The 13,908-nt window shown below is 73.4% G+C and carries 12 protein-coding genes; 4 read left to right on the top strand and 8 right to left on the bottom strand.

The annotated features are described in order from the left end of the window. Positions 1 to 2: 2 nt before the first annotated feature. The 6 genes from AB0C96_RS05310 to AB0C96_RS05285 form a co-directional block, all read right to left on the bottom strand. Positions 3 to 659, bottom strand: coding sequence for a winged helix-turn-helix domain-containing protein (locus AB0C96_RS05310; RefSeq protein WP_362913890.1), 657 nt, complete (start codon positions 657 to 659; stop codon positions 3 to 5). Between the two features lie 493 nt (positions 660 to 1,152). Next, complete coding sequence (locus AB0C96_RS05305; RefSeq protein WP_362913888.1) at positions 1,153 to 1,758, bottom strand: rhomboid-like protein; 606 nt, start codon at positions 1,756 to 1,758, stop codon at positions 1,153 to 1,155. Between the two features lies 1 nt (position 1,759). Next, on the bottom strand, positions 1,760 to 2,683 hold the full coding sequence (locus AB0C96_RS05300) for a hypothetical protein (RefSeq protein ID WP_362913886.1): 924 nt from the start codon (positions 2,681 to 2,683) through the stop codon (positions 1,760 to 1,762). Positions 2,684 to 2,806: 123 nt separating this feature from the next. Next, positions 2,807 to 3,829, bottom strand: a complete 1,023-nt coding sequence (glnII, locus tag AB0C96_RS05295) for a glutamine synthetase (RefSeq protein WP_362913884.1) — start codon at positions 3,827 to 3,829, stop codon at positions 2,807 to 2,809. A gap of 217 nt (positions 3,830 to 4,046) precedes the next feature. Continuing rightward, positions 4,047 to 5,207: a hypothetical protein gene (locus AB0C96_RS05290; RefSeq protein WP_362913882.1), complete on the bottom strand. Its 1,161-nt coding sequence runs from the start codon at positions 5,205 to 5,207 to the stop codon at positions 4,047 to 4,049. After that, positions 5,204 to 6,640, bottom strand: coding sequence for a hypothetical protein (locus AB0C96_RS05285; protein ID WP_362914119.1), 1,437 nt, complete (start codon positions 6,638 to 6,640; stop codon positions 5,204 to 5,206). Before AB0C96_RS05285 ends, AB0C96_RS05290 begins: the two co-directional genes overlap by 4 nt. A 232-nt stretch (positions 6,641 to 6,872) precedes the next feature. On the opposite strand from AB0C96_RS05285, the gene AB0C96_RS05280 reads away from it, so the two are divergent. The 3 genes from AB0C96_RS05280 to AB0C96_RS05270 all read left to right on the top strand — a co-directional run bounded on the left by AB0C96_RS05280 (position 6,873) and on the right by AB0C96_RS05270 (position 9,901). Continuing rightward, positions 6,873 to 7,781: a Gfo/Idh/MocA family oxidoreductase gene (locus AB0C96_RS05280; protein WP_362913880.1), complete on the top strand. Its 909-nt coding sequence runs from the start codon at positions 6,873 to 6,875 to the stop codon at positions 7,779 to 7,781. A gap of 119 nt (positions 7,782 to 7,900) precedes the next feature. After that, the gene (locus tag AB0C96_RS05275; protein ID WP_362913878.1) at positions 7,901 to 9,493 is read left to right on the top strand and encodes an AMP-binding protein; all 1,593 of its coding nucleotides are present in this window, start codon (positions 7,901 to 7,903) and stop codon (positions 9,491 to 9,493) included. Between the two features lie 135 nt (positions 9,494 to 9,628). Continuing rightward, positions 9,629 to 9,901, top strand: a complete 273-nt coding sequence (locus AB0C96_RS05270) for a hypothetical protein (RefSeq protein ID WP_362913876.1) — start codon at positions 9,629 to 9,631, stop codon at positions 9,899 to 9,901. A 90-nt stretch (positions 9,902 to 9,991) separates the two neighbouring features. Here the strand turns inward: AB0C96_RS05270 and AB0C96_RS05265 are convergent, their stop codons facing one another. Next, complete coding sequence (locus AB0C96_RS05265) at positions 9,992 to 10,564, bottom strand: PadR family transcriptional regulator (protein ID WP_362913874.1); 573 nt, start codon at positions 10,562 to 10,564, stop codon at positions 9,992 to 9,994. 72 nt (positions 10,565 to 10,636) lie between these two features. Beyond that, on the bottom strand, positions 10,637 to 12,661 hold the full coding sequence (locus AB0C96_RS05260; RefSeq protein WP_362913872.1) for an NADPH-dependent 2,4-dienoyl-CoA reductase: 2,025 nt from the start codon (positions 12,659 to 12,661) through the stop codon (positions 10,637 to 10,639). A gap of 324 nt (positions 12,662 to 12,985) precedes the next feature. Here AB0C96_RS05260 and AB0C96_RS05255 point away from each other — a divergent pair, with 324 nt between their 5' ends. Then, entirely contained in the window at positions 12,986 to 13,855 is an 870-nt protein-coding gene (locus AB0C96_RS05255) for an arpA protein (protein ID WP_362913870.1), read from the top strand. Positions 13,856 to 13,908 lie beyond the last annotated feature (53 nt).

Raw genomic sequence — 13,908 nt, 5'->3', positions numbered from 1 at the left:
GCTCAGGCGCTCGGCACGTACTTGTAGCCGACCCGGCGCACCGTCACGATCGACGACCGGTGCGCGACGCCCAACTTGCGGCGCAGCCGGGCGACATGGACGTCGACGGTACGGCCGTCGCCGACGTGGCCGTAGCCCCACACCGTGGTCACCAGCTGGTCACGGGTGTGCACCCGGTGCGGATGCGCGACCAGGTGGGCCAGCAGCTCGAATTCGAGGTAGGTCAGGTCCAGCAGCCGGCCCTGGACCCGCGCGGTCCGCTGCTCGGGGTCGATCCGGACGATCGCGTCGCCGGTCGGTGCGGGAGCCGCGGGTCCGGCGTCCGGCTGCGGGTCGGCCGCGGCGACCTGCTCGGCCGGTACCAGGACGAGGTAGCCGACCATCGGCGGCTGGCCGGGCAGGACCGGCAGGCTGTGCTGGGGCGCCGGGAGCCAGGTCGCCCCGGAGTTCAGCAGCTCGGCGACCTGCTCGACCGTGTGGCGGGCGGGGAGCCCTCCCGGACGGAGCCCGGGGGAGCCGCCGCCCGGGGGCGCGGCGGGCGACGGGAGGGCCTCGTCGGGGGCCACGGCGCGCAGTCGGTGGCGGTGCGGGGGAGGGGTGGTGCGGGTGGAGAGGGGAGCCGTCGTGGAGTCGGCGGTCAGGGTACGGACGTTCGTCATGGGGAGTCAGCTCTTTCGCGCAGAAGGGGCGTCGGGGACGTCGTGCGCGCGGGCAGGGCTGGGGACGCCGGTCAGCGGCGTCGGTGAGGAGTGTGCGGGCCCGCGCTCAGTGCGCGCGGCAACACAGACGATCGAATGCGTGCGCCTGCCGGGACGGCCAGAAAGGCTCAAGGTCGCTGCGACCCGTCGCGGTGTCTGTAAGGCTGGCCATGCCCCCCATTGAACCAGACAGTCGGTGATCTGTCCCCGGTGTGGGTGCCGCGGTGACGGGATTCGGCCGGGCCGGTGATGCGCAGGCGGTGGGACCGGCGGTGATCCCGTTCCGACTGGGCCTCGGCGCAACGGAGTTGGGGAGCCGAGGGAAGGCGGAGGGGACGCGGAGGGCGGGCGGACGGTGACCGGAATCCACTCCGGGAAGGGAATCCACTCCGGGAAGGGAATCCGCTCCGGGACGTATCCGGCCCGCCGCCCCCCTGCTGCGTCGGTCGCCCCCTCACCCCGCCGTGCTGCGGTGACCGCGCCCGGCCGCCCGCATTCCGTGCCCCATCGCCACGCCGAGCGCCAGCGCCACCAGATGTCCGGTGTCGGTGAACGTCCGTCCGCGTCGCAGCACGGGACGCGCCCCCAGTGCCAGCAGCCCGGCCGTCGCCGCCGCCCGGGCGCCGCGGTGCGGGACCGTCGCGGCGAGGGCGCCCAGCGTCGCGTTGAAGCCGTAGCTCGCCCCGACGTCTATGGCGCGCGCGGTGGCGTCGGGCGGGTCGGTCCGCACCCGGCCGCGCAGCCCCGCGTAGACCAGCAGGCTGGCGCCTATGTGGCCGGTGGCGAACACCCCCGCGGCACGCGCGGTGCCCCAGCGGACCTCGGCCGCACCGAGGGCCGCGAGCAGCCCGGCGCCGTACGGCAGCGGGAGCGGCTCCTCAACGAACGCCGCGCTGGTGATCAGCGTCGCCCACCGACCCGCGCGCAGATTCGCGACGTTGGTGGAGTTCCGGCGCAGCAGCTCCGTACGCTCCGGCTGCGGCAGCCGGGCGGTGGCACGGGCGGTGAGCTGGACGGCGCCGACGTACAGCGGTGCGGCCCAGGGAAGGCGGAGCGGCATCTCAGGCCCCCGTCGGCAGTCGCTTGCGCCAGTCCAGCGGGGAGACGTCGATCACCCGGTCCGGGTCGCCGTCCCACTGCACCGGCAGGCCCGCCGCGGTGAGCGCCGCCACCGCCGTCCGCCCGACCGCGGTCCGCGCCTCCGCTGAGGCGTCGTCCTCCCCGGGCTCGGCATAGGCGCCGTACCGGACCGCCAGCCCGTGGCCCTCCGCGGCAGCCTCGGTGTCCTGGTAGTGGAAGAAGACGAAGCCCCGGTCGCCCTCGGCCCGTTCGGCGGCTATCTCGCCCAGTGCGCAGCCGCTGCAACAGCTGAAGTTCATCCGGGCGGTCAGCCCCTTGGCCGCCAGCGCGGCGAAGGCCTGCGCCACCCGGTCCGGGTCGGTCACCTCGGGCCACTCGGCCTGTTCGGCGAGCCGCCGCTCCCACAGGCCCGCGACGATCCGCCGTGCGTCGTCCAGCGATATCTCGGTGTCCTTGGGGTCGAAGGAGTCGCAGACGCCCTGCGCCACCTCGTGGACGTCCCAGAAGCCGGACCGTATGTCCTTGCGGGCCTGCTCCTCGGCGGCCTTCCGGGTCTCCGGGTCCAGCGCGGGCGTGGAGTACAGGTCCGCCGGCCGCCAGTCGAGCGCCGTACGCCACGACTCCCCGCCGTGCGCCCAGTCCACGAACACCTCGACCACCCGCTCGACGTCCTCGGTCTCGGTGGCGAAGTGCCGCTCGGGTGCGCCGTCGCGGTACTCGACCCGGAACGGCCCGGCCCCGTCCCGCCAGGTCTGCACGTACACGTGCGTCTCGTCGGGCAGCCGCTCGGCGACCACGAAGTGGTCGTCGTCGGCGCCGATACGGCGGAGCAGTCCGGCCAGTTCGGCGGCCGTCGGGCGCGAACGGCCCGGCCCGGTCTCGGTCTTGACGCTGATCGCAAGCATGTCCCCCAGCGTGCCAGGCGCCACTGACAATCTGCCGCGCGGCTCGTGCACCGAGCGGCGCCGGACGCGCGAAGGGGCCGGACCCGCCCGGTCCGGCCCCGTCGGGGCGTGCTCCCGCTCGTCTCAGACCTGCTCGCGCCGGGCCAGCTCCGTGCAGCAGGTGTCCACGATCAGCCGGGTGACCACGTACGGGTCGACGTTGGCGTTCGGCCGCCGGTCCTCGATGTAGCCCTTCTTCTCCACCTCGACCTGCCAGGGGATGCGCACCGAGGCACCGCGGTCGGAGGCGCCGTAGCTGTACTCGTCCCAGGGCGCGGTCTCGTGCGCACCGGTGAGCCGCTCCTCGATGCCGGTGCCGTACTGGCGGACGTGCTCCAGCGGCTTGCCGTCCGCGCCCAGCGCCTCGCAGGCGGTGATGATCGCGTCGTAGCCCTCGCGCATCGCGCGGGTGGAGAAGTTGGTGTGCGCGCCCGCGCCGTTCCAGTCGCCCTTGGCCGGCTTGGCGTCCAGCGACGCGGTGACGCCGAACTCCTCCGCGGTGCGGTGCAGCAGCCAGCGCGCCACCCACATGTGGTCGGAGACCTCCAGCGGCGGCAACGCGCCGACCTGGAACTCCCACTGGCCCGGCATGACCTCGGCGTTGATGCCGGACAGGCCGAGACCGGCCGCCAGGCACAGGTCGAGGTGCTTCTCGACGATCTCCCGGCCGAAGATCTCGCCCGCGCCCACGCCGCAGTAGTAGTCGCCCTGCGGGGCCGGGTAGCCGCCGCCCTCGGGGAAGCCGAGCGGACGCTCGCCCTTGAGGAAGGTGTACTCCTGCTCGATGCCGAAGATCGGCTCCTGGCCGGCGAACTTCTCCGCCACCGGGCGCAGCCGCGCACGGGTGTTGGAGGAGTGCGGGGTGAGGTCGGTGTTGAGCACCTCGCACAGCACCAGCAGGTGGTCGCCGCCGCGGATCGGGTCCGGGCAGCTGAACACCGGCTCCAGGACGAGGTCCGAGGAGTGGCCCTCGGCCTGGTTCGTGCTGGACCCGTCGAAGCCCCAGCGCGGCAGCGTGGAACCATCCGCGAGGATCTTGGTCTTGGAACGGAGCTTGGCGGTCGGCTGGGTGCCGTCGATCCAGATGTACTCGGCCTTGATGGTCACGGGGTCCTCTTATACGGGTCGGTGCGGGTACGCGTGCGGGGCGTACGTTCGCACTCTCGCAACGGGCCATTTCCCGTCCGTTGCCCATATGTGAACCACAGGTTACTCAGTCGGACATCCTGTCGATCCAAGGGTGGTGTGCCCTATATGCCTTGGAATGCATGGATGTGAAATGCGGCATTTGGGTGGCTATGACCCTCGCGCTGTGGCGCAGGACTCACCCGTTCCGCTTCAGCAGCCCCTCGAATCCGAGGTGGTGGACGCGCCGCACCAACTCCTCGCCGCCGATCCCCATCGCCTCCGCGGTGCGCCCCACGTGCCAGTCGTGCGCGGCGAGCCGGTGCAGTACGTGGCCGCGCCGGACCTGCTTGTCGCTCAGCCGGAAGGTCTTGAGGTAGCAGACCCGCCCCTTCCCGTCCGTGATCATCTCGCCGATGTGCTGGGTGCGGTGCAGCGCGAACGGCGGCAGGAAGCGCGACAGCCGGAACCGCCCCATCCGGTACACCTGCCGCACGTCGTAGGACGCGTCCAGCAACTCCGCCGCCATCAGGCCGTCATGCTGCGCCTCCCACTCCTGCGCCTGCCGCACGGCGGCGGACCGCAGCTCCGCGAGCGAGGTGACGTACTCCGCCGCGATGCGCGCCGTGAACTCCGCCACCGGCCCGCCGTAGAGGGCGTACTGGTACATCAGCTCGCCGTACAGGTCCTGGAGCAGCGACGGGTGCAGCGCCCGGTAGTCCTCCGGATGCGGCACCACGAAGGCGGCGGCCAGCGCATCGGCGACGTACACCATCACCCCGCACTGCCCCGGATGGATCTCGAAGATCCGCAGCGCATCGTCGAGCCCGGGCATGCGCTCGCCCCGGTACGCCCGCTCCGCGCGCGGCGAGAGCCCCGCGCGCACCGCCCGTCGGGTCCACTCCTGCCACACGATCGACGGCCCGCCGAAGTGCAGCGCCAGATAGCCGTCCAGCGCCAGATGGAGCGGCAGGAAGCGCAGCCCGCCCGAGCCGCCCCCGGACGCCCGCCCCTTGCCGCGCTGCCTCTGGACGAGCTTGCGCGGCAGGTGCAGCGGCGCATGGGTCACCGGGCCGTGCTCGTCGCTGAGCTGCGAACCGTATGCGGCGGCCGGCGACCCGTCACCCGTCCAGTTCGCCACGAAGCCGTGCGGAACGTACGCGGTGTAGGACGCGCCCCCGCCGGCCCGCACCGTCACCGGGCCGGCCGGCGCGGCGGAGCCGATCGCCCCCTCCTCGAACAGTTCGCGGTGCAACCGCAGGTCCTCGATCGGCTCCGCGCGCACCAGCGGCACCAGCCGTACCGCGCCCCACACCTGTGGCGGGCGGGCGGCCAGCCCGCTCAGGTCCAGCCGGCTCATCCCGTGCCCCCCGTCCGCTCCTGGTCGTCCCCCAGGAACTGCCGCACCCGGTCGTCCAGATGGGCCCGCAGCTCCGCGAGCCCTGTCCGCCCCTCGGCGAACCGCGCCAGCTGCACCAGCGCCGGCAGGTCCTCCGCATCGCGCACCCCGGCGGTCGGCACCGCGGCCGAAAGCCGGCGCACCGTGAAGTCCCCGGCGTCGTATACGGGGTTGAGGTGCACCACGGAGGTGCGGTGTTCGGGGTCGAGCCGGGTGCGCCACACCCGGAGCACCTCACCGGCCAGCCCGGGCGGCGCGTTGTCCCACCCGTCCGAGACGATCACCAGCCGGTCCGGCGCACCCTCCAGCGCGTCCACCAGCCGCATCCCCAGCGGCGTCGGACCGAACGGGCGGGCCAGCAGAGCGTCCTGCCGCCCCGACGTCCACAGCGGCAGGTACCACCCCGCCAGCGCCTCCAGCAGGAAGTGGCAGGCCAGCGCGGTCGCCAGCGGCCGGTGCCGCTTCTGCCGGGACCCGGAGGCGGAGAAGCTGTCGTCCAGCACCGCCGCCACCCGGCCCCACGTCCCGGCCTGCGCACCCGCCGTGCGCCGCGCCGCCGCCCGCAGCGCACCGGTCAGCTCGGCCCGCCGCGCGACCCGCTCGTCGAGCGAGCACCCCAGCACATACGAGGCGAGCCGGGTCAACGGCATCCCGGCGAGGTCGACGGCCACCGTGGCGCGCCGGGCACCGGCCGACTCCTGGAGCCGCAGCCGCTCCAGGCGCGTCATCCGCGGGGCGATGCGCTCCAGGAACGTCCGGCGCCCGATGCCGTGCGCCGCCGCGAAGCCCTCCGCGACCGTGAACGGCAGCTCGTACAGTGCGCGCTGTTCGTAGTGCGCCCGGCGCCAGGCGTCCAGCAGCGGGGTGTCGAAGTGCGTGCGGCGGCCCGGCGCGAAGAGGAAGTCGCCCAGCTCATCGCCGGCCTGCCCCGGACCGTCCCACGACAGATGGGCGTGCCGCGCCGCGCACTTGAGGCCGGCGCGGTACTTCACCGCGTCCAGGGCCGGGTCCGGGCGCCCGGCCAGCCAGTCCCGCATGATGGCACGGGTGCGCCGGTTGTTGACCCGGGAGGTGCGCAGCGCGCGGAACAGCCGGTAGACGCGCGGGGCGGGCAGCCGCGCCAGCCGGGCCGCGATCAGCCGCCCCTCGGCGCGCCGCTCCTCGGCCGTGGCCTCGCCCGCCGTCTCCAGCAGGCGGCGCACGATCAGTGCCGCATTGTGGTCGTTGATGTCCAGCGCGAGCGAAGCGGCGTACAGCGGGCGGTAGTTGATGCGCACATACGTGTGCAGGAAGTCCAGCGACAGCTGCTGCTCGTGCTCGTCGGAGTGGAATTCGCGCTGGCCGGTGGCGGTGATCGCGGCGTTCACGAACAGCAGCACGTCCTCGGCCGCCATCAGATCCCGGTGGCTCTCCACCCCGTCCTCCCCGTCGATCGGATGCCGGCCGGGGAATGGGGGCACGAGCAGCGAATCGTTGCTTTGCAGAGCAGGTCCGGAAGTCGCACCGGAGTCCCGCGGCCGGCGGGGGAAACGTAACACCGGCCGGACCGACGGGGCATGCGGATTACCCGCGGGCGCACGGCCGGGGCACGGCGTCCGGCACCACCCCCCGCGGGAGACTGGCCCCATGACGACCACGCGCATCGGACTCCTCGGCACCGGCCCCTGGGCGCGCAGCGTGCACGCCCCCGCGCTCGCCGCCCACCCGGGCGTCGAGCTCACCGGCGTCTGGGGGCGCAGACCGGAGGCCGCGGCCGCGCTGGCCCAGGTCCACGGCAGCCGCCCGTACGCCACTCCCGGCGAGCTGTTCGCCGACTGCGACGCCGTCGCGTTCGCCCTGCCGCCGTCCGTCCAGGCCCCCTTGGCGGTACGGGCGGCCGCGGCCGGCTGCCACCTCCTCCTGGACAAGCCGGTCGCCACGTCCGTGCCCGAGGCCCGCGCCGTCGCCGATGCCGCCGATCGCGCCGATATCGCCTCGGTGGTCTTCTTCACCGCGCGCTTCGGGGAGCAGGAGGGCGAGTGGATCGCCGCCCAGGCCGCCCTCGGCGGCTGGTTCACCGCACACGCCGACTGGCTCGCCCCGGTCTTCGTCGAGGGCACCACCAGCCCCTACGCCCACTCGCCCTGGCGCCGCGAGAAGGGCGGCCTGTGGGACGTCGGTCCGCACGCGCTGTCGGTGCTGCTCGCGGTCCTCGGTGACGCGGAGGCGGTCACCGCCGCCCAGGGGCCCGCGGACACCGTACTGCTGACGATGCGTCACAGCAGCGGTGCGGCGAGCTCGGCGACGGTCGGCCTGACCGCGCCCGCCGCCGCCTCCGGCGTCGAGGTCACCCTGCGCGGCACCGCCGGCACCACCTCCCTGCCCCGCCGTCTGCACGGCCCCGAGGTGGCCTACCACCGGGCCGTCGAGGCCCTGCTCGCCGCCGCCCGGAGCGGCCTGCCGAACGCCTGCGACGTCCACTTCGGCCTGCGGGTCACCGAAATCCTGGCCGGTGCGGAGGAGAGCCTGCCCCCGGTCATGCCCCGGGAGTCATGACCACATGGCGGATTTGGTCGTGGAAGGCATGAGCGAACGCCCGTAGCGTCAAAGTCATCGCCGGGCCCCGCACCGGCCCGCGCACCGGCCCGCCAGCGCACCAAGGGAGCACCACCGCCATGACGCCCGCCACCGGCTTCACCAGCTACGTCGACACCGTCCTCGCCGCCCTCGCCCGCGACCCGGACCGCCCGGCACTCACCGGCCCGGAGCCACTCCCGGGCACCGCCGGCACACCGGGAGCCGGGGCCCGCCCCGAGATCACCGCCGGCGCCTTACACGCCACCGTCCACCGCATGGCCGCGGTGCTCGCCGACCGCGGCATCGGCCGCGGCCGCACCGTCTGCCTGCTCAGCGGCAACCGCCACGAGGTGCTCGCCGCCCGCTACGCCACCAACCTCCTCGGCGCCCGCGTGGTCTTCCTCTACGACGGCATGGCCGCCGAGACCCTGGCCCGGATCGCGGAGAGCGTCGAGGCGGCCCTGCTCCTCGTCGACCCCGACCTGCACGACACCGCACGGACCGTCCTTGCGCACCTGGAGGGCCCGCTCCCCGAGGTGATGACCTTCGGTCCGGCGCCCACCGCCCTCGGCCCCGACCTGCTGGCCGCCTGCGCCGCCCTGCCCACCACACCCACCGTCCCGAGCGCCGCCGGCCCGGAGGACGACTGGTGCATCCGGCACACCGGAGGAACGACCGGCATCCCCAAGGGCGTCCGGATGGCGCACGCCCCGTACGCCGCGATGATCGCCCAGCAGCCGCCGACCGCGGCCGGCGCCCCGCCCCGCTTCCTGGCCTGCACCTCCCTCGCCCACCTGGCGGGCATCCTCGCCGACGTCGCCCTCGCGGCCGGCGGCACCGTCGTCCTGCACCGCGGCTTCGTCCCCTCGGCGGTGCTCGCCGCCATCGCCCGGGACCGGATCAGCCACCTCTGGCTGCTGCCCCCGCTGCTCTACCGCCTGCTGGACGACCCCGCCCTGCCCACCACCGACCTCGGTTCGCTCACCAGCATCACCTACGGCGGCTGTGCCGCCTCGCCCTCCCGGCTGGTGCAGGCCGCCAAGGCCTTCGGCCCGGTGCTGTACGGGATGTACGGCATGTCCGAGGCGATGTCGATCACCGTGGCGCTCCCGGAGGACCACACCCCGGCCGGCCCCGACGGCCGGATCACCGTCGGCCGTCCCCTCCCGGGCGTCGAACTGGCCATCCGTGACGCGGACGGGCGGGAGGTGCCGACGGGGGAGCAGGGCGAGATCCATGTGCGCTCGGCCGGCGTGATGTCCGGCTACTGGAAGCAGCCCGAGGCGACCGCCGCGGCGCTGCCCGGGGACGGCTGGCTGCGCACCGGCGACGTGGGCTGCCTGGACGAGGAGGGCCGGCTCTACATCGTCGACCGGGTCAAGGACCTGATCATCGTCGTGGGCGGCCATGTCCACCCGGCGGACGTCGAGGACCTGCTGCACACCCACCCCGCGGTCGCGCTCTGCGCCGTCTTCGGGGTGCGGACGGCCGACGAGGCGGAGGAGGTGCACGTCGCGGTGGTGCCCGCCGCGGACCACACCGTGGACCCCGATGTGCTCCGCGCCTTCGTCACCGAGCACAAGGGCGCCATGTACGCCCCCACGGGCGTCCACGTCGTCGACGCGATCCCCCTCACCCCCGTCGGCAAGCCCGACAAGACCCTCCTGCGGGCGACGGTCCAGGCCTCCTGAAGGAGCCTTGGGCCAGCCCGTGAACGACACCCTGGCGGGGGTCCAAATCGCCTCTGGCCAGGGGCTTTTGTCAGTGGTGGCCGGTAGAATGGGAACCAGTCAGTGAGGGTTTTTCCACGCTCCAGGAGGTCGCCGATGGCCGCTGCCACACTCATGACGAAGCCTCTCCCGGCCCACCCGCTGCCCAAGAAGCCGCTGCCCGCCGGGTGGCCGCGCGAACGGTACGAATCGCACAACCGCCGCCTGAAGGCCATGCGGCTCGCCATAGCCCTGCTCGACACCGGTGTCTACCGCCCCGAGCAGGCCACCAACCGCACGATCCGCAGCACCGCGACGCTGATCGGGGTGCACATCCCCTCCGAAACGACCTGCCGCCTGGTGCGCGCCCTGCTCTACGACAACTGCTGAGGCCCGACGACCACCGCCGGAGGTCCGCGTCGACCGCTGACCGACCGCTGACCGACGGCTGCTGACGACGCAACGGCGGGCGGCCCGGGATCACTCCCCGGGCCGCCCGCCCTCCGCCTTGTCCTCGACCTCCGCCATGTCCTCGACCTCCGCCAGGGCCTCCTCCAGCCACTGAACCCAGAAGGTCTCCAGCCCGATCCCGGCCCGCAGCACGAGCCGCCGCAGCCGGTCCTCCGGCTCCGCCGCGGCACCGAAGTCGCGGTCCTCGATCCCCTCGTACTCCGCCAACTGCCGCTGGTGCAGCGCGAGATGGCGCCGCAACTCGGTGTCCAGCCCGGCCCGCCCGACCACCGCGGCCGCCCGCAACCGCAGCACCAGCGCATTGCGGATCGGCTTGGAGTCCTGCTCGCCGGACGCCCATGCGGTCAGCTCCGCACGGCCCGCCGGCAGCACCTCGAACTCCTTCTTCTGCCCCCGGGACGGCTGCTCGGACGGCAGCGCCCGGATGAACCCGGCCTGCTCCAGCTTCCCCAGCTCGCGATAGATCTGCTGGTGCGTGGCCGGCCAGAAGTACCCGATCGACCGGTCGAACCGGCGGGTCAGCTCCAGCCCCGACGACGGCTTCTCCAACAGGGCGGTGAGGATCGCATGGGGGAGTGACATGGGCGGAAGCCTAGGGCCTGTCCCATGGGGCAGGGCCGGGTCCGCGGGACACGACGCCGGCCCGGCCGCCGGTCACAGGGCCGCCGCCAGCTCCGTGCCCTGCTTGATCGCGCGCTTGGCGTCCAGCTCGGCGGCCACGTCCGCCCCGCCGATCAGGTGCACCGCCCGCCCCTCGGCGCGCAGCTCCTCGTACAGGTCCCGCCGCGGTTCCTGCCCCGTGCACAGCACGACGGTGTCCACGGCCAGCGTGCTGGCCACGCCGTCCACCGTGATGTGCAGCCCCTCGTCGTCGATCCGGTCGTAGGTCACCCCGGCCGTCATCGTCACGCCCCGGTGCCGGAGCTCCGTGCGGTGGATCCAGCCCGTGGTCTTGCCCAGTCCGGCGCCGACCTTCGACGTCTTGCGCTGCAACAGGTGGACCCGGCGCGGGGCCGTGGGCCGCTCGGGCGCCCGCAGCCCACCGCGCTCGCCGTACGCGGTGTCCACGCCCCAGGAGCGGAAGTACGTCTCCGCGTCCTGGCTCGCCCCGTCGCCGGCGTCGGTCAGGAACTCCGCGACGTCGAACCCGATGCCGCCGGCCCCGATGATCGCCACCCGCTCGCCGACCTCCGCGCCGTCCCGCAGCACGTCCAGGTAGCTGACGACGCTCGGGTGGTCCACGCCCTCGATCTCCGGCACCCGCGGTGTCACGCCCGTGGCGACCACGACCTCGTCGTAGGCGGACAGATCACCCGCCGCCACCGGGGTGTTCAGCCGGACCTCCACGCCGCGCCGGGCGAGCTGGGTCCGGTAGTAGCGCAGCGTCTCGTCGAACTCCTCCTTGCCCGGCACCCGCTTGGCGATGTTCAGCTGCCCGCCGATCTGCTCCGCCGCGTCGAACAGCGTCACCTGGTGCCCGCGCTCGGCCGCCGAGACGGCGCAGGCCAGCCCGGCCGGTCCGGCGCCGACGACCGCGAGCCGCTTGCGCAGCCGGGTCGGCGCCAGCACCAGCTCGGTCTCGTGGCAGGCCCGCGGGTTGACCAGGCAGGACGTGATCTTCCCGCTGAAGGTGTGGTCGAGGCAGGCCTGGTTGCAGCCGATGCAGGTGTTGATCTCGTCGGCCCGCCCCTCCTTCGCCTTGTCGACGAAGTCCGGGTCGGCGAGGAAGGGCCGGGCCAGCGACACCATGTCGGCCCGTCCGTCGGCGAGCAACTCCTCGGCGACCTCGGGGGTGTTGATCCGGTTGCTGGTGACCAGCGGCACCGAGACCGACCCCATCAGGCGCTTGGTCACCCAGGTGTACGCGCCGCGCGGCACGGACGTCGCAATGGTCGGGATGCGGGCCTCGTGCCAACCGATGCCGGTGTTGATGATCGTCGCACCCGCCGCCTCGATCTCCTTGGCGAGCGCGACGACCTCCTCCAGCGTCGAACCGCCCGGCACCAGGTCCAGCATCGACAGCCGGTAGATCAGGATGAAGTCCGTGCCCACCCGCTCCCGGGTCCGCCGCACGATCTCCAGGGGGAACCGCACCCGGTTCTCGTACGACCCGCCCCACCGGTCCGTGCGGTGGTTGGTCGCGCCGGCGATGAACTCGTTGATCAGGTACCCCTCGGAGCCCATGATCTCGACCCCGTCGTACCCGGCGGCCTTGGCCAGCTCCGCCGCCCGTACGTAGTCCTCGACGGTCTGCTCCACCTCGTCGTCCGACAGCGCATGCGGCGTGAAGGGGCTGATCGGCGCCTGGATCGCACTGGGGGCCACCAGGTCGGGGTGGTAGGCGTACCGCCCGAAGTGCAGGATCTGCATCGCGATCCGCCCGCCCGCGGCGTGCACCGCGTCGGTCACGGTCCGGTGCTGGGCCGCCTCGGCCTCGGTGGTCAGCTTGGCCCCGCCGTCGTACGGCCGTCCCGCCTCGTTCGGCGCGATGCCGCCGGTCACCATCAGGCCGACGCCGCCCCGTGCCCGGGCGGCGTAGAAGGCGGCCATCCGCGCGAAGCCGTTCTCCGCCTCCTCCAGGCCGACGTGCATCGACCCCATGAGCACCCGGTTGGGGAGCGTGGTGAACCCGAGGTCGAGCGGGCTCATCAGGTGCGGGTAGGGGTTCACGGGGCTCATCGGGCCTCCTAGCGCGGTGGACGTACGCACCGTTGTAGACGAGCCGCACGCCGTTATGCAACAAGTTGCAAAAACTGTGAGCGAGGCGACGCCGGGCCCCGCCCCTGCCGGGCCGCCCGCGGTGAGGTGGCCCGACCGCCACCGGCGCCACGACCTCCCTCCCTCCTTACTTCCCCCCGAGCCGCCGGGTGGCCCGCTGTACCGCCCTTCCGCGTACCCACCGTGTGTCGTGTCACAGACAACCCCCCAGTCCCTGTGGCAGCGTCAAATCCACTTCCTGTCAAGGAAGTTGATGCACGTGGCCAGGTATGCGGAAAGGAACCAATGAGCACCTTGGAAGCCATGACGCTGGACCAGGTGGTCGACACGGCCCGGTACCCCCTGCTGGAGCCGGAGGGCGCACAGGCGCAGGCGGTGGTGTCCCGCGCCCGCCACGAGCTGTCCACCCACGGCTGTACCGTCCTGCGTGACTTCGTCCACCCCACGCAGCGCGACGTCCTCCAGCAGGAGTGCGCCGCCCTCGCGCCCCGCGCCCACTTCGACGTCGAGACCGTGAACGTCTACAACATCGCCGTCGACCCGTCCCTCCCGGCGGACCACCCGGGCCGCACGCCCTTCGCGCGCGGCAACGCCTTCGTTGCCCGCGACCGCATCCCCACCGGCGCCCTGATCAGCCGGCTCTACCGCCACGACGCGTTCCAGCGCTTCCTCGCCCGCTGCTTCGACCTGCCACAGCTGCACGAGCTCGCCGACCCCTACTCCGGGCTGGTCCTCAACGTGATCGAGCCCGGCAGGGAACACCCCTGGCACTTCGACACCAACGAGTTCACCGTGAGCATGCTCACCCAGGAGGCACAGGCCGGCGGCGTCTTCGAGTACTGCCCGCACATCAGGTCCGCGCAGGACGAGCGCTTCGACGACGTCCGGGACGTGCTGGCCGGCCGCGGCGAGCGGCTGATCCGGCGCCTCCCGCTCCGGCCCGGCGACCTGCAACTCTTCAAGGGCCGGTACGCGCTGCACCGGGTCGGCCCGGTACGGGGCGGGACCGCCCGCCACTCGGCGATCTTCGCGTACAGCGAGCGCCCCGGCGTCATCGGGAGCGTGGCCCGCACCCGCCAGCTCTTCGGCCGGGTGGACCCCGCCCACCTGGCCGCCGAGGGCCGGGCCGTACGGGGCGACCGCTTGCTCGACTAGCCGGGCCCCGGAGCTCGCGCAGCCCCGGAGCCGCCGCAGCCCCCATGGGCTGC

Source organism: Streptomyces sp. NPDC048506, assembly GCF_040651315.1.
Classification (GTDB): Bacteria; Actinomycetota; Actinomycetes; order Streptomycetales; family Streptomycetaceae; genus Streptomyces.
This window is presented reverse-complemented; position numbering and strand designations above follow the sequence as displayed.